Source organism: Oceanobacillus jeddahensis, assembly GCF_000750635.1.
Lineage (GTDB): Bacteria > Bacillota > Bacilli > Bacillales > Amphibacillaceae > Oceanobacillus > Oceanobacillus jeddahense.
Window position 1 is genome coordinate 167,460 of the sequence record NZ_CCDM010000003.1, and the last position, 21,036, is coordinate 188,495.

23 protein-coding genes and 2 pseudogenes are annotated in these 21,036 nt (G+C 37.6%); 16 read left to right on the forward strand and 9 right to left on the reverse strand.

Annotation, left to right across the window (positions count from 1 at the left end; genetic code table 11):
- Window positions 1-99: 99 nt before the first annotated feature.
- Window positions 100-714, reverse strand: coding sequence for a TetR/AcrR family transcriptional regulator C-terminal domain-containing protein (locus BN986_RS25775; RefSeq protein WP_052400807.1), 615 nt, complete (start codon window positions 712-714; stop codon window positions 100-102).
- 133 nt (window positions 715-847) lie between these two features.
- Here BN986_RS25775 and BN986_RS14185 point away from each other — a divergent pair, with 133 nt between their 5' ends.
- Window positions 848-1,351, forward strand: coding sequence for a hypothetical protein (locus BN986_RS14185; protein WP_040981239.1), 504 nt, complete (start codon window positions 848-850; stop codon window positions 1,349-1,351).
- A 287-nt stretch (window positions 1,352-1,638) separates the two neighbouring features.
- On the forward strand, window positions 1,639-1,704 hold the full coding sequence (locus BN986_RS28010; RefSeq protein WP_316244934.1) for a hypothetical protein: 66 nt from the start codon (window positions 1,639-1,641) through the stop codon (window positions 1,702-1,704).
- A 342-nt stretch (window positions 1,705-2,046) separates the two neighbouring features.
- On the opposite strand, the pseudogene BN986_RS14190 reads toward BN986_RS28010, so the two are convergent.
- The 6 genes and pseudogenes from BN986_RS14190 to BN986_RS14215 all read right to left on the reverse strand — a co-directional run.
- A pseudogene (locus tag BN986_RS14190) lies at window positions 2,047-2,250 on the reverse strand (sigma-70 family RNA polymerase sigma factor); the annotation flags it as partial.
- A gap of 649 nt (window positions 2,251-2,899) precedes the next feature.
- Window positions 2,900-3,220 carry a DUF418 domain-containing protein gene (locus BN986_RS14195; protein WP_040981241.1) on the reverse strand — a complete coding sequence of 107 codons (321 nt, stop codon included), beginning with the start codon at window positions 3,218-3,220 and terminating at the stop codon, window positions 2,900-2,902.
- Between the two features lie 333 nt (window positions 3,221-3,553).
- Window positions 3,554-4,741, reverse strand: a complete 1,188-nt coding sequence (locus tag BN986_RS14200) for a DUF418 domain-containing protein (RefSeq protein ID WP_052400808.1) — start codon at window positions 4,739-4,741, stop codon at window positions 3,554-3,556.
- Window positions 4,742-4,978: 237 nt separating this feature from the next.
- Window positions 4,979-5,902 (reverse strand): acyltransferase family protein, encoded by a 924-nt coding sequence (locus BN986_RS14205; RefSeq protein WP_211198900.1) that lies wholly within the window; start codon window positions 5,900-5,902, stop codon window positions 4,979-4,981.
- Window positions 5,817-6,032 carry a hypothetical protein gene (locus BN986_RS27385; protein WP_040981245.1) on the reverse strand — a complete coding sequence of 72 codons (216 nt, stop codon included), beginning with the start codon at window positions 6,030-6,032 and terminating at the stop codon, window positions 5,817-5,819. The genes BN986_RS14205 and BN986_RS27385 overlap by 86 nt, the downstream gene beginning before the upstream one ends.
- A gap of 65 nt (window positions 6,033-6,097) precedes the next feature.
- Window positions 6,098-6,859, reverse strand: a complete 762-nt coding sequence (locus BN986_RS14215) for a MerR family transcriptional regulator (protein WP_040981247.1) — start codon at window positions 6,857-6,859, stop codon at window positions 6,098-6,100.
- A 187-nt stretch (window positions 6,860-7,046) separates the two neighbouring features.
- Here BN986_RS14215 and BN986_RS26255 point away from each other — a divergent pair.
- The 4 genes and pseudogenes from BN986_RS26255 to BN986_RS25780 form a co-directional block, all read left to right on the forward strand.
- Window positions 7,047-7,175, forward strand: a pseudogene (locus BN986_RS26255) (XRE family transcriptional regulator); the annotation flags it as partial.
- 192 nt (window positions 7,176-7,367) lie between these two features.
- Complete coding sequence (locus BN986_RS14220) at window positions 7,368-7,712, forward strand: protein kinase family protein (protein ID WP_211198901.1); 345 nt, start codon at window positions 7,368-7,370, stop codon at window positions 7,710-7,712.
- Window positions 7,713-8,437: 725 nt separating this feature from the next.
- A complete protein-coding gene (gene rpoB / locus BN986_RS14225; RefSeq protein WP_040981249.1) occupies window positions 8,438-11,971 on the forward strand; it encodes a DNA-directed RNA polymerase subunit beta in 3,534 nt (1,177 codons plus the stop codon).
- Window positions 11,972-12,265: 294 nt separating this feature from the next.
- Window positions 12,266-12,460 carry a helix-turn-helix domain-containing protein gene (locus BN986_RS25780; protein ID WP_052400810.1) on the forward strand — a complete coding sequence of 65 codons (195 nt, stop codon included), beginning with the start codon at window positions 12,266-12,268 and terminating at the stop codon, window positions 12,458-12,460.
- 376 nt (window positions 12,461-12,836) lie between these two features.
- Here BN986_RS25780 and BN986_RS14235 read toward each other — a convergent pair whose 3' ends face one another.
- Window positions 12,837-13,226: an Lrp/AsnC family transcriptional regulator gene (locus BN986_RS14235; RefSeq protein WP_040981251.1), complete on the reverse strand. Its 390-nt coding sequence runs from the start codon at window positions 13,224-13,226 to the stop codon at window positions 12,837-12,839.
- Between the two features lie 176 nt (window positions 13,227-13,402).
- On the opposite strand from BN986_RS14235, the gene BN986_RS27095 reads away from it, so the two are divergent.
- The 7 genes from BN986_RS27095 (at window position 13,403) to BN986_RS14260 (ending at window position 17,423) form a co-directional block, all read left to right on the forward strand.
- Window positions 13,403-13,543: a hypothetical protein gene (locus BN986_RS27095; RefSeq protein WP_157037084.1), complete on the forward strand. Its 141-nt coding sequence runs from the start codon at window positions 13,403-13,405 to the stop codon at window positions 13,541-13,543.
- 247 nt (window positions 13,544-13,790) lie between these two features.
- Entirely contained in the window at window positions 13,791-13,952 is a 162-nt protein-coding gene (locus BN986_RS27695) for a DUF2197 domain-containing protein (RefSeq protein WP_074435682.1), read from the forward strand.
- 75 nt (window positions 13,953-14,027) lie between these two features.
- Entirely contained in the window at window positions 14,028-14,345 is a 318-nt protein-coding gene (locus BN986_RS14240) for an ArsR/SmtB family transcription factor (protein WP_040981254.1), read from the forward strand.
- Window positions 14,346-14,486: 141 nt separating this feature from the next.
- Window positions 14,487-14,915 carry a DMT family transporter gene (locus BN986_RS14245; protein ID WP_040981256.1) on the forward strand — a complete coding sequence of 143 codons (429 nt, stop codon included), beginning with the start codon at window positions 14,487-14,489 and terminating at the stop codon, window positions 14,913-14,915.
- Between the two features lie 10 nt (window positions 14,916-14,925).
- A complete protein-coding gene (locus BN986_RS14250; RefSeq protein WP_040981258.1) occupies window positions 14,926-15,405 on the forward strand; it encodes a DMT family transporter in 480 nt (159 codons plus the stop codon).
- An 82-nt stretch (window positions 15,406-15,487) separates the two neighbouring features.
- Complete coding sequence (locus BN986_RS14255) at window positions 15,488-16,282, forward strand: SDR family NAD(P)-dependent oxidoreductase (protein ID WP_040981260.1); 795 nt, start codon at window positions 15,488-15,490, stop codon at window positions 16,280-16,282.
- 55 nt (window positions 16,283-16,337) lie between these two features.
- Window positions 16,338-17,423, forward strand: a complete 1,086-nt coding sequence (locus tag BN986_RS14260; RefSeq protein ID WP_040981262.1) for an SDR family oxidoreductase — start codon at window positions 16,338-16,340, stop codon at window positions 17,421-17,423.
- A 93-nt stretch (window positions 17,424-17,516) separates the two neighbouring features.
- On the opposite strand, the gene BN986_RS14265 is transcribed toward BN986_RS14260, so the two are convergent.
- Entirely contained in the window at window positions 17,517-17,888 is a 372-nt protein-coding gene (locus BN986_RS14265; RefSeq protein ID WP_040981264.1) for a winged helix-turn-helix transcriptional regulator, read from the reverse strand.
- Between the two features lie 243 nt (window positions 17,889-18,131).
- Here BN986_RS14265 and BN986_RS14270 point away from each other — a divergent pair, with 243 nt between their 5' ends.
- From BN986_RS14270 to BN986_RS14280, 3 genes are all read left to right on the forward strand, one after another.
- Window positions 18,132-19,097, forward strand: a complete 966-nt coding sequence (locus BN986_RS14270) for a quinone oxidoreductase family protein (protein ID WP_040981266.1) — start codon at window positions 18,132-18,134, stop codon at window positions 19,095-19,097.
- Between the two features lie 84 nt (window positions 19,098-19,181).
- Window positions 19,182-19,469 (forward strand): TraB/GumN family protein, encoded by a 288-nt coding sequence (locus BN986_RS14275; RefSeq protein WP_052400811.1) that lies wholly within the window; start codon window positions 19,182-19,184, stop codon window positions 19,467-19,469.
- A 717-nt stretch (window positions 19,470-20,186) separates the two neighbouring features.
- Window positions 20,187-20,999, forward strand: a complete 813-nt coding sequence (locus BN986_RS14280; RefSeq protein ID WP_040981268.1) for a MerR family transcriptional regulator — start codon at window positions 20,187-20,189, stop codon at window positions 20,997-20,999.
- Window positions 21,000-21,036 lie beyond the last annotated feature (37 nt).

Consider the following 21,036-nt stretch of genomic DNA (forward strand, 5'->3'; position numbering starts at 1 on the left):
AATTCGACAAGATGAATAACCAGCCAACTGAAACATGGGTTGGCTGGTTATACATATAAATGGCCGTACTTATGATAAGAGGGCGACTTAATCTGGCAACTAGTTGCCGGATTTTGCTTTAAATCCAGCGATCATGACCTCCATCCCAAATTGAAATTCTTCAGCCATATTTGGAATGGTAAGGTGGAGAGGAGGAGAACCTTCAGATGTTGAAACTTGTTGATTATTTTTCTTAATTTCAGCAAAGCGGTATTCCTCTAGAATAAATGAAATCAAATAGGTATTGAAGAACCATAAAGCAGAGAAAGCATCCTGGTGACTCATTCCTACCTTTTTAAAAATGTCATGGATCTTTTGAATGAATTGTATACGATATGGCGTAGTAGGTGCGGTTTCAGCCAGAACTACTGCCGAATCAGTAATTGATAAGAGGGTGTTCCGCCACTCGTGCCCAAGCTGCATGAGTTGTTCTTCCCAGGTTAACTCTTCTTCTGGAAATTGAACCTTTTTACATATTTCATCAGCAATTAATTCTAATAGCTCATTTTTATTTTTGAAATGCCAATAAAGAGAGGCGCTCTTAATCCCTAATTTTTGAGAGATTTTTCTGATCGTAATGTTTTTATAGCCTTCTGCTTGAAGTATATCCAAAGCAGCTTGCATGATTTGGATTTTATCCAGCATTTTATGATGAGAACTGTTATTTTTCGACATATTGCTCCTCCTTCGTTAGTAGCACAAATTTAAATTGTCTCTTGACAGTATAACATTATTCAGGTAACCTATCAATGGTAGTTAAACTATCGTTGATAGGTTAAAGTATGTTCAATTTAAGGAGGAGAAGAAAATGAAACAGAAAGTAATTCATGTGATGGTCATTGGTTTAATTTCAATTCTTGGTTTGGAACTAGGTGGAGCGATTTATGAGGGAGTTGTCGTTGCGTCACAATGGAGTGCAAACCCACCAGAGTCTTTTGCTATTCTTCAAGAACCGTATGCGCTGCCAGTTGAACATTTTTGGATATCACTTCATATGATTGTTCAGATACTCATTGTTGGACTCTTAATTTTATGTTGGCAATATAAAAAAGTAAGAAACCTAGTCTTACTTATTGTTGGGCTTTATTTATTACTGCGGGTTCCAACTTTCCTTTATTTTATTCCGGAACTAAATGTATTTTCAATCACTGAACCAGCAGCTCCTTTTTCAAAAGAATTAAAAGAACGTGCCGACTTGTGGGTGAACCTAAGTATAATCAGAACAATGATTATTGGCTGTGTATATGCACTTTGCTGGTTGATTCTTAGTCGTTTTAAACAGCAAAAAATCGAGCTTCAGTCAATAGAATGAAATGTATAGTAATCATTCATAATTTTGTATAAAATAAAATTTAGATGTGAAGATGTTAGCATGTATTCAGCATACTATCCTCTAAAGACTGTTGTTTTGTATCCGAATATTTTTTAAGGTCCTCCTGACTCATAGGAAACTGCAATGGGATGAGCATCTCTCTACTTACCATAATTTAACACCCAGAGAACGTATCATCTTGAAGCATATCACGTATGGCAAAGTAACAAGGAAATAACTGTGGAGCTTCATATAACTGAAAAACTGTCAAAACGCATATTACAAGTATATTCGGTAAAATGGAGGTTCAAGATTACACCCAAGCAGTGATTCATGCGTTGAAACATCGATAGTTCGAATCATGACTTACGATAGTAGAAGAAACTTTTTACTGAGAGGAAAACTCACAGAGACCGTGGTTTCCAGTATATTATTGTAAAACTATATTAAAGAAGGAAGTATGATTTTAAATTAAATTTGATATTCGAAAGAGTAATGAGGCTACCAATCAAAATAAAGATAGGCTCGTTAAGTAGCAGTTAGCTTAACTTACGATGTTGAGTCATTCGACTATTTAAATTACAAAGTCTTAAATGTGACCACTACTTATTCCTGTATTTTTGATCCGATCTTTCATACCTTAAAAATCTTCAAACTAGCAAAGCTTACTAAAAACTCTCTTATTATGATTACTTTGTGAACACTTGCAAATTGGTGGCATAGTGATCGACGGTAGAAAACTGATTCACAAGATAATCTCCTATATCAGAAAAGGAAATTTCTTGTTTTGAAATTGTCAATAGATGTTTGAAATAATTTTTACGTCCATCTTTCATCGCACGCTTACAGATATAATCAAACTGATTTTCTATCGTTGTTTGAAAAGAAGATGGCTTCATTTTTTTCACCTCCTTTCGTGGTATGAAAGGAAGTGAGCGTAGCTCTTTTGTCTTCCTTTGTACTAAGTCCCAATTCGGAAGGGCTGTTTGTTGCAATTTTGGTAAAAAAATGTTTTCAGCAAACAAAAAAACACATAAGCAGATGGCTCAATCTGTCTATGTGTTTTGCTGGTTTGTTCCATATGTCTTAAAAACCACATTGAAGAGTATTTTTATCCAATGGTAGGTAAACAATCTTTTTTGATAAGATTTCAAAAAGATAAGATTTCTGAACAACAATATATTGCATGACGACTACCTCCTAAAAGCCGTCAAATCAGTAAAAGATAAAGATTAGTACACCATTATCTATAGATTCTGTACAAAAATAAAGACGACGGTTATTAAACCGTCGTCTTGGAAATGGGGTATACTTTCACGCATGAAAAAGGGTGCTGCCAGATAAGGTTTTTTATTTTCGTCTGACAGTATTTTTTGTTGTATAAAACACGTAAGGAGCAATAAAATGTATAAAGGTAGTTTATGATGGATAAATATGATTTTAGAGCGTTTGGACTGGCAACAAAAGAAGCACGTACAAAACAAGGATTAACCTGAGAACAAGTAGGAAAAAGAGCGACCCATATATCACTGCCCACCGGCTGGTTTTTTAATCCTCTTTTTCGGGTGTTTTTGCAAAATACGTAAATGAGCGCCAAATCCATTCCATAGGACCGAATTTAAAATATTTTAACCATAGGTTGCTGGCGATGGTTTGTATACCAAAAATGATGAAGGCCAGAACGACTCCGAGTGCAGGACCTAACTTCCCATACATACCAAAACCGTAACTATAAAAATTTAATGTGCAAACGACTGTTTGTAATAAATAGTTTGTCAGTGCCGTACGCCCTAGAGTTTTTAAAGGGGGCAGTATCCGCTGCCATATGTCTCTTTGCAAAAGCAACAGGAAATGATATAGAAAAAACATAAATCCGGTCCGCTAATCAACACACCAATGATGTGTGCCATATTGTAGCCTGAGTTGCGCATCCACCTACGTTCGCAGAACAACTTGAACAATCAAAAAAGCAACACCAATGATAAAGCTCCATCGCCATACCTTTTTAATGTCAGTACGATGCACGTTGATTGGGAAACATCCCAAAATAACCACACATAATACTCTTTCTCCCCTCAAGATATTACCATTATTTCCGTTGATGAAGTTATTCGAGAATAGAACTTTGATTCAATTTTCACACCCAATAAATGATACATTATTCCGTTAAAGCACCCTTTTGCAGTAAAACAACTAATGGTGCTAATTTCGGTAGATAAGTCTACGCAACAAGGCATCTGCAGGACCACGCATTCCTTTATACTCCATCATCATGGCCAAAAGTAGACTAATGAGCCAGACAAACACAGCGATAATAACTGCCTCTGTACTATGCAATACCTGACCCAGTCCAAATGCAACTGGTGATAGAGTAATGACCAGCATAGTTTCGATTAATACATAAAAAGTGAGTGATCGTTGTCCTAACGCAGTCAATGAGCGAACCATTAGACCTGTACGACTGACAATAGAACCAATCAGCCCAAATATGGCTGCGTACCCAATACCACCGGCGAGCCCCGTAATCATTTGAAGAGCCATGAACAACCCTTTCATCGTTGGGGAAGAACTCCATAACTGCGTCCCATCAAGGGCAAGCGGAAGTCCCCCAATGATTGAGATTAAAGTACCTATGATAGCTATTCGAACTAATTGCTTTCGGTTGCCAACAAGCAGCAAGTTATTACGTGCAGCCCATACCCCGATTAGTATCGGCAAGAGCATGGGGTACATGAAAAGTTGACTCAAAATCATGAAAGGGAAACTGATTAAATTAAAGAGTGTGGTTTCTATATATGATTCCGAATTTGATTGTCCCTGTGTTTCCAGGCTTCCCCCAGTAGCATCCATTGCATGTGCCATACCCACCCACACAATAGGAAGCAGAAAAAGAAAAAACAAGGAAACACACAGAATAGCACGAATAAGTACACGATTCTGGCGAAATAAAATCCATCCGATAAGGAGAGTGGAGAAACCGTAGAAAGCTAGAATATCAATCCCGCCGATAATAACGGCATGAACAAATCCAAATAATAAAAGGAAAAACCCGCGACGCCGCAATAATCGTTTAGATTCTATTTCTAACGTTCCGGCCTTAAGCTGACGATTAACCATCATGGCTAACCCATAACCTAACAATATAGCAAACAATGGAAGTCCTCGATTATCCACGAACAAGATACTGACAAAATTAACAGCTTCATCAATAACGCTACCGCCGTCTTGACGATCGAGCAATAATGGCGCATGAGCAAGAGCAATGATCAAAAGCATAAACCCGCGGGCTAAATCCGGCGCAAGCAGACGCTCTTTCGTTGAAACAGACCCTTGAGCTAATCCTCTCGAGTAAGAAGCACCATTGCTCGTTTGTTTTTTTAAATTCTTCATATCACAAACAGCCTCTCATCATTTTTTTCATATAGTTCATATTTTATCCAATAATATTAATTATCTTTCTTTTGGTAATATTAGTGTAGCAACTTAGTGAAGCCCTTTTGCTAAATTCTTCGTGTACATTGTTTTCAACTTCATCATTACTAAATGCTTCTTCAATTACTAGCCGATTTAATGAAACATTATTGCTGATAACCGTTGTACACATAACAATTCAAACGAAGCAATCTCTTAAATCCAAGATCGCAAAGACGTACGTTCTTTTAAAAAAGTAGCTATGATCCATGAAAGGAAAACGCATAGGATAACCTGAAAGATATACTTTCCGATGGTTGGTATATTGATAGCACTCATTAAATAGACAACCACATATACAATAAGATAATGCACAATATATGTGTTATAACTATTCGCTGATAATCTCAGCATACCGTCAGACCGTTTGTTGAAAAATCTTTTAAACAAAGCAATCAGCAGCATTACTCCAGCAAATGTCATTCCATTGGTGGCAAATGCCAGAAATGGATCATTTCCCGTACACTCAATCGGGTTAATATCTTTGATCACCATTGTTCCCCCATAAAGAAGGAAGTTGGCTGCATAGGCAATGACCCAAGGAAAAATCCGAACCGTATGCTCATCCGTAAACCACATCTTCATGGAAGCATATATCCCCAACGCAAAATACGCTGCATAGACAGGGAGCATCACTGGAGAAAAGTAAAGAATATAAAAGCTGATAAACACTTGAGGCTCATAGAAGAACCCCATACCATAGTACAAGACAAATGTGAGGACCAGAAACAGTATGTATACCCGACTTGGTACGTGGTGGTCAGAACCCACCGCTTGAACATTCCAATACTGTAACCTGTAAATAAAATGATGCAGATCAATGTTTTCCGGATGAAAGAAGTCTGTAAACCAAAATTCTATCAAGCCAGCATTACTTCCCCAAGACCGGTTCGCAATATACTGTGCCAGCGGAGCTAAAATGACAAGTCCAAAAAGATAGGGAATCCCCAACTTAATAAGTCTATCTTTTGCAAACTGCGAACTTCCCTTTTTCTTATACGAACCTATAACAAAATATCCCGCAATAAAAAACATGATCGAATTTAGCATAGGTCCACTTATCAGAAACGTCATAGTCATAAATAGTGGGTCGTACTGGATTTTGGACATATTCAAACGCGTTAGTGTAAAGAAGTGTCACATGATAAACAATGACCATCGTAATCGTAAAAATTCGAAGATGATCCAAAAAGTAAATTCTTTTCTTCATTATTCGTTCCTCCTTGCTTTAAAACAACTCTGCAATACCTCTTAAAATCTCTCATTTCGTTCCATTCATTCCCGATGATCCGCTCGACCCTTTCCGATTTCCCCCCACTTTGCTTCATAATGATCCATGATACTTTCAATGTATTGAATAACATCATCATCCAGCATGAACAAATTTCCTTCCTTTGGCGGTTGCTTTTGAAGCAACCAATACTTTTCAATAAGTGCGGAATCACCATAAAAAGTATTTTCAAGAAAATATACGAGTTTATTAGCCAAATCCTGTGACTTGGGTGATTCAGGCTCTTCGCTCTTTTGCTCCTTGGCCGTCTTCAACAACGCAACCAACTCTTTGGACTCTCTTTCACCCAAATCCAAACCAGGGTTTTTCAAGATGTTCAGCTCGCGTTCATCAAAATACTGTTCCAAAAATAAATGATTGTTGTAGCGTTCTTCTTCCGTCTGTCTGACAAATTGAAAAATATTTCTCCAGCTTAGCTCCTGCTCAATCTGAGATAAATGATAAGACATTCGCATCGTCTTTTCTAAATCACGGAGCCTTTCTTTTTCCTTCGCGATGAGCGCCAACTGTTCTTCAAAAACGTTTTCCCAATTTTTTTGATCCAGAATGGTTTTAATTTCGTTTAATGGAAAGCCAAGTTCCTTCAGGGCAATAATCCGCTGTAATGTAATGATATTTTCGTTTGAGTAGAAACGGTAACCCGATTCTGCGGTATAAGAGGGTTTCAACAGATTGATCTCATCGTAATATCTGAGTGTCCGAACGGTTATGTTCATTTCTTTTGCTACTTCTCCAATACTGTACATCGTGAACCTCCACACTATTTGTCGTAATTACTATACACCCTTACGTCAACGTAAGAGTCAATACATTATTTAAAAAGGTATGTTAAATTTCAATGTTGATTACCAGTCAAAAATATAACCACCCTTAAATTGGAATCGCCGCTGGCCTTATTGGTGTGGATGTCATCTTTGGGCAACACTCATTTAGGTGCTTTATGACCTTGTATCATTGCTTCAAGTGTCTGATGACGAGTTTTCCTTACCCACTAATGATCTGGAAAAAAGAACCAGATGTCTACAGGTAGAAAAACTCATGGATAGCTTCACTGATAAATAGTTAGCACTTATGGAAGCATTACAGACAAATCATAAAATCTATACATAACAGAAAGAGCCAATAAGATGAGAATATGAATCTCAAATTATCGGCTCTGCGTCATTAATTCGTGAGTTTGTATCCTTTGAGATACCTAATTGGCAAATATATGAAAAGGACTTGATTGCTTACAAAGCACTTAACGGGGCACCTGTGGAAAGTCAACGACAGAAATCCAGAGATTATGTTTGGGGGGATAATAAGAAAGAAGTCCTTGAACAATTTCATGAATCTCCAGCAAAAGTGTTAGCTGAATTGCATCAGTTACCAAAGCAACGTACAGAAGGTGTCAAATTACCTGTAGAGGAAGGAAGTGATTTAAAACTCATAATGAATAAACGGATGGATCATGTAAAAGAGACGTTTGGTGTTGATCAATCATTATGTAACAGGTGGCAAGACATGGACATTAATAAAAGAACTTGTGTTGGAACGCATGGCGACGTACCCAATCGAAATTGCCGAGTTTGTCATGGTACCCGGAACAGAAGAGCATGAACAAATGGCAAAAAATTAGCTGCGTTTCTATAGTTCAAATAAAAAAATTATACAATAAGATTGTATAAATGCGTTGATTGTAATTAAGAAATATGGTAGATTTGTATAGATGCACTTTAAAAAAGGAGGGGATTATGCATAAGTATCCTATTTTAATTATATAACAGCTGATCTTGTTTAGTCAACACTTTTTAAAAAGTTTTTTTTGAGGGTTTAGTACGTTAGTACAAAGGAAAGGATATTGCAGAAATAGGAATAGTCAGCTAAACAGGTGAATGAGTTAGTTTAGTGCTGAATGAATAAAAAGGAGAGGAGAGAAATATTCATCACTTCTTTTACAGCTCCGAGCTGGACACCATTTTTTGAATCATCAAAGGATGGATCACCAAGATTGGCAGACTGATGACTTATGGAGCAGTGATTGCACATGGATACGGTCTACTGACAGTAGTTGAGGTAAAAAAGGCAACTAAATGTATTTAAAAGACGGGCAGCCAATTTAGATACATGGAACAGAAGGGTATATCGAAAAATTGTAATGAGGAAAGAAGGGACATAAGAATTGAAAACTGTAAACGAAATTAGCTTTTCAGCAATATGCTGAAAAATTTTAGCATTATATAATTTAAGCTGTCGTTAGCAGTTGGCGATAATCCAGTTTTTAATACTAATTCCACATGGAACAGGGATATCTGTAAAAATATTTGATTTAAGGGGTGAAGCAGTTGACAGGTCAACTAGTTCAGTATGGACGGCACCGCCAACGCAGAAGCTATGCACGTATTAATGAAGTGTTAGAATTACCTAACTTAATCGAGATCCAAACCGCATCTTATGAATGGTTCTTACAAGAAGGTTTGAGAGAGATGTTTCAGGACATCTCTCCGATTGAAAACTTTACGGGAAATCTATCACTTGAGTTTGTGGATTATAGTCTGGGTGATCCGAAATATCCTGTAGACGAAGCAAAGGAAAGAGACGTGACATACAATGCTCCCCTCCGCGTGAAGGTTCGTTTAATCAATAATGAAACCGGAGAAGTAAAGGAACAGGAAGTATTTATGGGTGACTTCCCGTTAATGACAGATACGGGAACATTTATTATTAATGGAGCAGAGCGGGTTATTGTATCACAGCTTGTGCGTTCACCAAGTGTTTATTACAACGAAAAAATTGATAAAAACGGGAAACGCGGTATTACAACAACGGTCATTCCAAACCGTGGAGCTTGGTTAGAGTTTGAAATGGATGCAAAAAATGTTGTTTATGTCCGTATTGACCGTACTCGTAAATTACCAATCACGGTTTTGTTAAGGGCTTTAGGATTTGGAACAGATCAAGAGATTGTTGATTTGTTGGGCGAGAACGAATATTTACGTAATACGTTAGAAAAAGACAACACAGAGAATGCCGAGAAAGCTCTTTTAGAAATCTATGAACGCCTACGTCCTGGTGAACCGCCGACAGTAGATAATGCGAAGAGTCTGTTAGTATCTCGCTTCTTTGACCCAAAACGCTATGATTTAGCGCATGTGGGCCGTTATAAAATGAATAAAAAGCTCCATATAAAAAATCGTTTATTCAACCAAGTACTTGCAGTGCCAGTTGTAGATTCGGAATCCGGAGAAGTGCTTGCGAATAAAGGCGACCGGCTGGAACGAAAATTATTAAATAAAATTCTTCCTTATCTTGAGCGTAAAGAAAACCGCTTTGGAGATAAAACAATGACACCACATGACGGGGTTTTAGAAGAGGAAATCACCGTACAATCTGTAAAAATTCTTGACCCGACAGATCCAAATGGAGAGAGCGAGCTAACTGTTATTGGTAACGGGGAAGTAACAAAAGAAATCAAAAATATCACACCGGCTGATATTTTAGCTTCTATCGGTTATTTCTTTAATCTGCTTCATCAAGTAGGGGACAGAGATGATATCGATCATCTTGGAAACCGCAGAATCCGTTCTGTTGGAGAATTATTGCAAAACCAGTTCCGTATCGGGTTGTCCCGTATGGAGCGTGTTGTGCGTGAGAGAATGTCTATACAGGATACTTCCAGCGTAATACCACAGCAATTAATCAATATTCGTCCTGTGATTGCTTCCCTCAAGGAGTTCTTTGGAAGCTCACAGCTGTCTACGTTTATGGACCAGACGAATCCGTTGGCAGAACTGACAAATAAACGCCGTCTTTCTGCACTTGGACCAGGTGGATTAACTCGTGAGCGTGCAGGGTTTGAAGTACGTGATGTTCACTACTCCCACTATGGGCGTATGTGTCCAATTGAGACTCCCGAAGGACCAAATATCGGTTTGATCAACTCGCTTTCCAGTTATGCGATAGTCAATAAATTTGGATTTATTGAAACACCCTATCGCAGAATTGATCATGAAACTGGCAAGGTAACTGAACACATTGATTATCTGACTGCTGATGAGGAAGATAATTATGTGATTGCACAGGCGAACGCACCCTTAACGGATGAGAAAACCTTCCAAAACGATGAAGTCATTGCCCGATTTGGCGGGGTAAACACGATTGTTGCACGAGAACAGATCGATTATATGGACGTTTCTCCTAAACAAGTTGTTTCAGCAGCGACTGCATGTATCCCATTTCTGGAAAATGACGATTCTAACCGTGCATTGATGGGTGCGAATATGCAAAGGCAGGCCGTTCCTTTGATGAATCCCAAAGCCCCGATTGTTGGAACAGGTATGGAATATGTGAATGGGAAAGACTCTGGTGCGGCTGTTATCTGTCGCCATGATGGAGTGGTAGAACGTGTGGATGCGAAGACCGTCATTGTACGTCGTATTTCCAATGTGGAGGGAAAAGAAGTTAAAGGCGACACAGATCGTTACGGATTACAGAAGTATAAGCGTTCCAACCAGGGAACCTGCTATAACCAGCGCCCGATTGTTGCAGAAGGAGATCGTGTAACAAAAGGAGAGGTTCTTGCGGATGGTCCTTCGATGGAAAGCGGAGAACTAGCTTTGGGTCAAAATGTTCTTGTAGGCTTTATGACTTGGGAAGGGTATAACTACGAGGATGCGATTATTATGAGTGAACGCCTTGTAAAAGATGATGTCTATACGTCGATTCATATTGAAGAATTTGAATCAGAGTCCCGTGATACCAAGCTTGGACCGGAAGAAATTACCAGAGATATTCCGAACGTTGGGGAAGATGCCCTGAAAAACCTTGATGAACAGGGAATTATCCGTATCGGTGCAGAAGTAACAGACAGTGATATTCTTGTCGGAAAAGTAACACCAAAAGGAATGACGGAGCTTTCAGCGGAAGAACGCTTATTACATGCAATCTTTGGCGAAAAAGCACGTGAAGTAAGAGATACTTCCTTACGTGTTCCTCACGGCGGAGACGGAATCGTCTTAGATGTGAAAATCTTTAATCGTGAAAATGGCGATGAGTTACCACCAGGTGTGAATCAGCTTGTTCGTGTTTATATCGTTCAAAAACGTAAAATTCACGAAGGAGATAAAATGGCAGGTCGTCACGGTAACAAAGGGGTTATCTCCAAAATTTTACCGGAAGAGGATATGCCATTCCTGCCGGACGGTACACCAATCGACATCATGCTGAACCCATTAGGGGTGCCATCCCGTATGAACATCGGGCAGGTGTTTGAGCTGCATTTAGGAATGGCTGCCAGACAGCTTGGACTGCATGTAGCAAGTCCGGTATTTGACGGAGCAACCGAGGAAGACGTTTGGGAAACTCTTGAAGAAGCAGGAATGCCAAGAGATGCAAAAACGATCCTTTATGATGGTCGCACAGGAGAAGCTTTTGACAACCGTATATCCGTTGGTGTCATGTATATGATTAAACTTGCACACATGGTTGACGATAAGCTGCACGCCCGTTCAACCGGACCATACTCGCTCGTAACACAGCAGCCGCTCGGCGGTAAGGCGCAGTTTGGCGGACAGCGTTTTGGTGAGATGGAGGTTTGGGCATTAGAAGCTTACGGTGCGGCATACACCCTTCAGGAAATCTTAACGGTTAAATCAGATGATACCGTTGGACGTGTGAAGACATATGAAGCTATTGTAAAAGGTGATAATGCACCCGAGCCGGGAGTTCCTGAGTCATTTAAAGTACTCATTAAAGAGCTTCAAAGTCTTGGGATGGATGTCAAGATACTCTCCAGCAATGAAGAGGAAATCGATATGCGTGAGATGGGAGAGGAGACTGAGCAAACAAATAAGCTTCATTTAAAAGTGGAAGATAATTAAAGACTGCCGGCATAGCATTTAGAGAATATAAACAGCATGTTTATAATTATTCACATCTTATGAGCAGGTCTACGAATACAGAATGATACGAGAATACAAAAGAGGCTCTAATGTTATTTCAAATACTAATTCTGATGCTTTTGAAAGAATAAACAAATAGTAGGTATTTCTATTGAGATAATTAAATAGAATATTCCAAAATATCTCAAATGATAAACGACAACTGATATGCTCCCTTTATAGTAGACAGAGAAATAATAAAATTCTCTCCTATCTATGAAGGGAGTATTTCGTATGTCTAAAAGGCTGACTAAACATGAGTTAGATGAACGAATTCAAATAGTCCAGCAAGTATTAAATAAGAGAAAATCGATAGGGACAACAGCTAAAAAATATGGAGTAGATGAACGGATACTGAAAAGCTGGATTCGTAAATATCAGGCTGATGGAGTGGATGGCTTGAAAGAATCAAGAAACTGGAAGTCCTAGTCCGCAGAGTTAAAACAACAAGCTGTCGAGTTTTATCTGTATAAAGGGGAAGCCTAGAAAGCACATGTAAACAATTTAATATTTCGTCCCATTCGGTTTTACAACGTTGGATTAACTATTATACTAGTGGAAAAGAGATTAAATCCACGAGTACTAGATGTTTTAGAACAAAGAGCATATATCCAATCTACAATTAAAGTCGCTTGGGCAAAATAATCATATTATTAACAATTGTTTTATCATTTTGATTAAATCAATGGTTGGAATCGATTAGCTATTGCTGCTGGTCTAGTTCCAAGAAGCTATAAACTAGTGATAAAAAAATAGATGAGGGGGTTATACAAATCCCCTTACTTATTATAATTATAGATCATTTTTAGTCTTTCATATCAAACGGATCAATTACTTTCTTTTCATGGGAAGACAGTACAATATTCGTTGATGGCGTTCCGTATTGCATGGTATCATCAATAAATTGTTCTAAGCTTTCCGCTGAATGGGTGGATAATTTGGCAATATAGCTTACCTCTCCAGCAACTCGATAGCACTCAAGTACATCCGGATGGTTATTACAAAAGTTCGATAACGCTTTACAATCTGTTGATTTAAACAATACAAGTGCAGTAATGGGGCGATCTAACTTTTTTAATGAGACCTGCGCATGATAACCCTCAATAATTTGCTGCTCTTCTAATCTTCGTACTCTTTCAATGACGGATGGGGAGGTTAAATAATAGTATTTTATTAAATAGTTAGAACGAATAATGTCTTATGTATAAAAACGGCTATCTACCATTGTCTTCGTTAGATAAAGCTTTGATATAAAGAAAGATGAACCCAATTTTTATTTCAAAAAGATTAGCCTTTATTGTGATTGGCTCAGTTGGTTTAGCTATGAATCCTGCGCTTGTAACACTTGTTACAAGAGTTTGATGAGCCGGCATGCTCGTTGCCACTGTTCATACCTCCATTATTAATGTGGGAATTATGATTGGTTCAGCTGTAAGCGGAGTAGCAATTGACGCAGACTACGGACTTGCTTTTCCATTATGGGTGGGGCGAAAATGGGGATTTTTGGTCTGATATCGCTGTTACCAGTTATACGAGGAAAAGTTCCTTCTGTTGTAGCTCAATAAGCGAATAAGATTATCCTTATCAAAATAAAGTATTTCATTTATCTAACCCAGCTGTCCATTTGCAGTTGGGTTTTTTAGTTGTTTTAGCGGAAAAATAAAGTGAAAATTTTTATTATATGATATGGTAAACATAGAGTTTTATTTATATTTACGTTGAAATCGACCTTATATTCATTATCAATGAGGAGGCTAATATGTTTCATTATGAGGCGCTTTGTTATAATTGTAAAAAGATATTCAAGGTATACGAAGAAACTCCCAAATATAAACTAGTTAAGGAGAAAAAGACAAAGTTTTTTTGTGAAGATTATGATCATCAAATACGTATGGAAGCAATAAAAAACTTTTTTAGATAGGATATTTTGGATTATTTATTATAGGTATCACTCAATCCATTTGACATTTCGAGAATATTCGAATACCATGGATTTATGAATAACTTAAGTGAGATTTTTAAAGTGTTGGGAAATGAAAAAAGACTCGATATGCTGCGATGGTTAAAAGATCCCATGGACCATTTTGAAAAGTCGACTGCACACCTTTCCAAAAATATCAGTGAAAAAGGGGGCGTCTGTGTGGGTGACATTCAGGAGAAAGCACAAATGTCACCATCCACTGTGTCGCATTACTTAAAGATGATGCAGCAGGCAGGGCTTTTGGAATCTGAACGCCATGGGCAATGGACTTACTATCGTCGAAACGAAGAAAAAATAGAGGAAATAGTATCTCTTATAAAAAAAGATCTGTAGATCTTTTTTTATCTCTGTAAATTCGTTATTTCTCGAAATGTATAAATGCTGCTCTTTTTTCGAGGTCAGATGTTTTATTTTTTATCTTTTATTTCGTTATTTCTCGAAATATAAAATAAATATTTGTGGGAGTTGAATTTTTTGAAGATTCTATTTTATGCTGTGGCACTATTAGCAGGAGTCACATTAAGCGTGGAAGGAGCGATATATGCAGTACTTGGAGAATCGATTGGAAAATTAGAAAGCAGTCTTTATAACTTTGCTGTTGGAACGATTATTCTAGGCGTTGCTTTACTCTTTTGGGGAAAAGGTTCCTTATCTTACACAGTGAAAGCACCGAAATGGCAACTGACAGGAGGCTTGTTAGGAATTATATATTTGACCATTCTAGTTATTGGCATTCCGCTAATAGGTGTAGGTCTGGCTATGAGCAGTGTGGTTGTCGGGCAATTGGTTATGAGTATGGTTATCGAACATAAAGGCTGGCTGGGCAGTCCAAAAATAAAAGTGAGACCAGAAAAAATTATTGCTGCAATACTTATGATTACTTCATTATTTCTTATTTACTAGGAGGTTAAGAATGTCGATTTTTATTTTAATTGCTTCACTCATTGGCGGTGTCCTGTTAAGTGCACAATCATCCGTTAATGGTTCTTTCAGCAGTAAAGCAGGAACATTAGAAAGTGCTTTTCTAACCTTTATTACAGGTGGAATGATGCTGTTTATCGTTGTTTTATTTTTCGGAACCGGAAATTTCTTATCCTTTTTAGAAGCACCCAAATGGCAGCTGGCAGCTGTTTGGTTCGGTGTAGGTTATTTATTTTTAACAATACTTGCTGTTCCGAAAATTGGTGTTATCGCAACAAATCTATCTGCAATTATTGGGCAGTTGTCAATGGGAATGCTGATTGACCATTTCGGCTGGTTCGGCGGCATGCTGGTACCACTTGACTGGCAACGATTGCTGGCACTTCTATTAATGTTTATAGCGCTTCGGTTGATTTATCATGCGAATATAAAAGAGCGTAAAGAGAGAGGTCAGGTATCGGAAATGACTTAATTAATGAAAGAATGAAAGGAGGTGAGTGAAAAGTAGTTTTAAGAAGAAATGAGAAGAAAATAATCAATATGGAGGAATTTTAATGCAGTTACAATTAAAAGGAAAAACAGCATTGATTACCGGTTCAACATCCGGAATAGGGAAGGCGATTGCCATTTCTTTAGCAGCAGAAGGAGCGAAAGTTATTATTAATGGACGCAATCAGGAAAAGATTAAACAAACAATAGCGGGTATTCATTCGGAATATCCGGAAAATTTAGTTGATTCTATTGCTGCTGATTTAGGTACGAAAGAAGGCAATGAACAAGTGATAGAAAAATATCCGCATATAGATATACTGATTAATAATTTAGGTATTTTTGAACCAGTTGATTATTTTGATACAACTGATGAAGATTGGTACAAGCAATTTGAAATAAATATGATGAGTGGTGTCCGTTTAACACGCTGGTACTTAAAGCAAATGATTCAACGCAATGAAGGCAGAGTCATCTTTATTGGAAGTGAAGCTTCTTTAGTTCCAGCTGCCGAAATGCCTCATTATAGCGCGGTTAAAACCATGCAGCTTTCTTTATCCCGAAGCTTAGCGGAATTAACGAAAGGATCGAAAGTTACTGTAAATACCGTTACACCAGGGTCTACTTTTACGGAAGGGGTAGAAACCATGCTTCGTACACTCTATGCTGATGAGGATTTGACAATTGAAGAGATGGAAAAACGCTTTATACAGGAGAACCGGTCTACTTCCATTATCCAAAGACTGATTCGCCCTAAAGAAATAGCTCATTTGGTTACTTTTTTAAGCAGTCCGCTTTCTTCTGCGATTAATGGTTCTGCATTAAAAATAGATGGGGGACTGGTCCGCAGCGTATTTTAAGGCGCTAATAAAATACAAGTAAGACATACTTATGAATGAAAAGGGAGAGAATAAAATGACACATGAATCATTCGAAAACGAACAGGGTAAACAAAATAAGGTTGCACTTGTGGTAGGTGCAAATGGAGTAATTGGCAAAAATCTTATTGACCATTTGGTATCGCTAAAAGATTGGGAAATTATAGGATTATCCAGACGCGGCGGGGAAGAGAAGGGACATGTCCGCTATATCAGCGTTGATTTGCTTGATCGAGATGACAGTCAGGATAAGCTTCGTGGCCTTACGAACGTAACGCATATTTTCTATACTGCTTATCAGGATCGGCCAACTTGGGCTGAACTGGTACCGCCTAATCTGGCTATGTTGAAAAATACATTAGAGACGATAGAGGAAGTTACGACAAATTTAGAACATGTCAGTATTATGCAGGGATACAAGGTTTATGGGGGACATCTTGGACCTTTTAAAACACCTGCGAGGGAAACGGATGCGCAATTTATGCCGCCAGAGTTTATGCTTGATCAACAAAACTATCTGGAGAAACAGCAAGCAGGAAAGGCCTGGTCCTGGACAGCAATTCGTCCGTCTGTCGTATGTGGATTTGGTTTAGGGAACCCGATGAATTTGGCAATGGTTATCGCTGTTTATGCATCCATATCCAAAGAGCTTAGACTCCCATTACGATTTCCTGGTAAGCCGGGAGCATTTGATAAATTGTTAGAAATGACCGATGCCGGGCTATTGGCAAAAGCGATTGTCTGGGCAGCAACAAATAAAGCATGTGCGAATCAAGCATTTAATATCAACAACGGAGATCTATTCCGCTGGAATGAAATGTGGCCAAAAATCGCCCATTATTTTGAACTGGAGGAAGCACCACCAATTCCAATGTCATTGGATATTATCATGGCGGATAAAGAGCCGGTATGGAATGATATGATTAATAAATATGGACTTGCACAGACTCCTTATAAAGATGTATCCTCCTGGGGCTTTGGGGATTTCGTATTCTCATGGGATTACGATATGTTCGCAGACGGTTCCAAAGCACGTCGGTTTGGATTTCATGAATATATTGATACGGAAGCAATGTTTATAGATATTTTTGATGACTTTAGAAAACGTAAGCTTATACCTTGATAGGTATAATAATTACAACTTTAAAGAAGTATTCGCTAATACTATATTAGATTAATAGTCTAAACTAAATCCGGCTGAAATAAACAGTTGGATTTAGTTATTTTCGTTTATTTGTTCTTCTTCCAGCATAGCTACCCGATGATCAATGTATTTATCGCCCCATTCCCGTAATTGAAACAGGATAGGTTTTAAGCTGCTTCCGAAATCCGTCAATTCATATTCAACATGAGGAGGTACAACTGGATAAACGGTGCGTTTGACAATACCACAGTTCTCCAATTCCCGTAACTGGGTGGTTAACATGCGTTGATTGATTCCAGGAATCAGCTTTTTTAGTTCACCGAAACGCTGTACTTTCCCGTTTGCTAAATGAAAAAGAATGGCACCTTTCCATCTGCCGCCTATTGCATCCATCGCAACTTCTACTGAACAGCCAAAAGAACAATTATCTAATAATTGCTTCATTCATCTCACTCCCATAGTTACCTTTTTGTGCCTACCGGCTTAAAATGTGCCTACTTGTACTATCATAACATAGATTCTATACTTTATTTGTGTTCACACCCATCTTCATTAACGATTTGGAAAGAGGTGATCTTTTGCAGAATGAAAGAATGGAATTAATGAAAAAAGATGGAGAAAACTTTCTTTAATTGATAGAAACTAAGCAGGTAAATTAAACATGAACAATAAGAAGGGTGGAAAAAAATGATGAAAGCTCTATTAGTAAATGATTATAATGGACCTGAAACCATGCAATATACAGAGATAGAGAATCCAGCACCAAAGGATAATGAGGTAGTTATTCAAGTACAATACTCGGGAGTTGGATTAGTAGATATTCTTTTTTCACGAGGATTTGGGCAACGGAAGCTTCCGTTTATACCTGGACTAGAAGTTTCCGGAACTGTTAAAAATGTCGGGAAAAACGTGGAGAAGTTTAAGAAAGGTGACCGGGTTGCGGCATTAACCATCAATGGGTTAAAGGGATTTGCGGAATTAGTCAGCGTTGGGGAAGATTATGTAGTAAAGGTTCCGGATGAATTAGACCTTGGAATTGCTGCTGGAACACTGACTAATACAGCGACTGCATTAGTATTATTGAAAGAAATCACACCCATTCATGTTGGAGGAAGTCTTTTAGTCTATGGTGCTACTGGCGGACTTGGTTCACAGGTTGGACAGATTGCTAAATTGTTAGGAGCCCAGAAAGTAGTCGGGGTTGTCAGCACTGAAAGCAAAAAAGTAAAAGCAGAGCAATTAGGATTTGATCATGTATATCTTCAAGAAGAGTTTTTAAACTCTTCTAACGAGCTTTTTGATATCGTAGTTGATCCAATTGGTGGTAAACAGCGGAAGCTTAATTTAGACCGCCTTAATCCTTATGGTTCTTTAGCAATTGTAGGAAATGCTTCGCAGGAAGAACTGGCTGATATAAATCCTGATACACTTTGGTTGAAAAATTTAAGTATCACGGGATTTAACTTCGGAATGTATACTTCTCAATATACGAAAAGAGTAAATAAATATCTGGAATGGGCGATTCAATTAATTTATCAAAAACAATTAGACTTGCCAACAGTTTATAAAACACCAATTTCGGAAGCTTCTGAATCACTGATTAAATTGGAGAATGGTGAAATAAACGGGAAACTATTATTAGAGTATCATTAAACGAGCTTTAGAAATTGGTAAAGAAATTATTGAATTAGAAACGGCTGAAGAGCAATATAATGTATAGTATGGATACAAGTTCAGATGCTGGGACATACGCTACAGACATATGAACAACAAGCTGATTGGATAAACCAGTTAGGATATAGCTGGATAAACAGCAACATTGATAGCAGTAGAGACGTGCTAATCAATATTGTATCTAAAGGTCTTGAACGTACTAATAGTGAGTATCAAAAAGAAATGAATGATACTCGTAATATTAATATGATAAACAAACAAGATGAGATATTAAAAAGTGATAATGGACAGACTTACTTTGTAATAGTTGGCTCTGGATACACTTTTGCCCAAATTGACAATGTTTATTAATACCATGGAAATAAGATTCAATATACTAATGAGAGGAAAATATTTGAAGGAAATCCCTCATCTTAGTTCACCAAATAGACGTTAGAGAAACCAGCAAAACAAAAAATCGATTCCTTTACGTTTGGGAATCGATTTTTTGTTTTGCAATTTTTCAACATTGTAAATCCTTATTGAACTTAACTCGTACATAGAAACTTTTTTACTTATCATACAAAATAGAATGGCAAAACTAATTAAATTTATACGCTTAATCCCGTTTAGTTTAATTAGGACTCTGCAGATAAAGAAAGAAGAAATACTTATCTGGGTCATTAGAATAATAATCCCTTACTGTTTAGATACGCACAGAAGGGATTGTTTTTAATTGGATTTTTTAAATGTGCAAAACCATGTGTAAATCTAATAATTTCTTCGCTTTAAGTATTGGCTATCTGCTGAGCCACTAAGAAGACAGAAAAAATACTGTTAAAAAGGGTACCAAAATCAATTTTTATACCGTTATTTTCTTCTCCGCTGTTTTTCCTGTTTCACCATTATCAATACATGCGACTAACTGTATACTTGTATTTTAATGATTTAGAGAGAGGAAACTACTAATTTAAGGTAATTATTTTTAGGTTATCGAAAATTGCATAAAAAATGATAATTCATCTTGCGCCTACCGCCACGTATGGTGATACGATAATTTCATCAATCTAGAGAGGGGGATAATCAGTTATGAAAAAAGAAACATTCTCAATCAGTGAATTTGCCAATTCTATAGGTGTTTCTTTAAGGACACTTTATTATTATGATGAGAAAAATATCTTGAAGCCGAGGAGAGATGAAAATACGGGTCATCGTGTTTATGAAAAAGAAGATATGCTTCAGCTGCATAAAATTATGACGATGAAGTTTTTAGGGATGAGCTTAGATAATATTAAGGATTATATACAACTGGATATTTTCAATCTAAACTTTATCGATACGTTAAGGCTGCAGGAATCAAAGCTGATAAAAGATAAGGAACAGATTGATATGGCATTAGATGTCATTCATCGGACGATATATCTCTTAGAAAATGAAAAAGAAGTTGATCATGATATACTTGTCAGTTTACTGGCAAGTATGCAAAACGAGAAAAAACAGCTGGAGTTGGCGAAAGGGATTATTAAAGATGGTGTCATGAAAAAGTTGTTTCCGCAGAGAGCTAAGGAGAAGATGCTCTTTGAAAAGGAATTGCTGACATTTTGTAAACGGGTTAAAGAGAATTGTGGGAGGCCGGCAGATAATTCAGAAGTCAAACAAATGCTGGATGACTTTTATAGCCTTATTCTTGATGAGGTGGATATGGATTCTTCAAAAGAGTTAACGGATATTTTTTCCGTAGATATTAACGTCAAAGAGAATGAAGAACGGGTAGAAGCCTATATTCAAGAAATCGAACGTTTCGTCCCTACACCATTCACAGCAGAGGAAAAAACGTGGCTTGAGCAAATAACAACAGATTACATGAGTCTATTAAGTAATCAGAAAGAGAGGGAGAATTAAATGAAATTATCGAAGCAATCCTCAAGGAGTTTTGCAC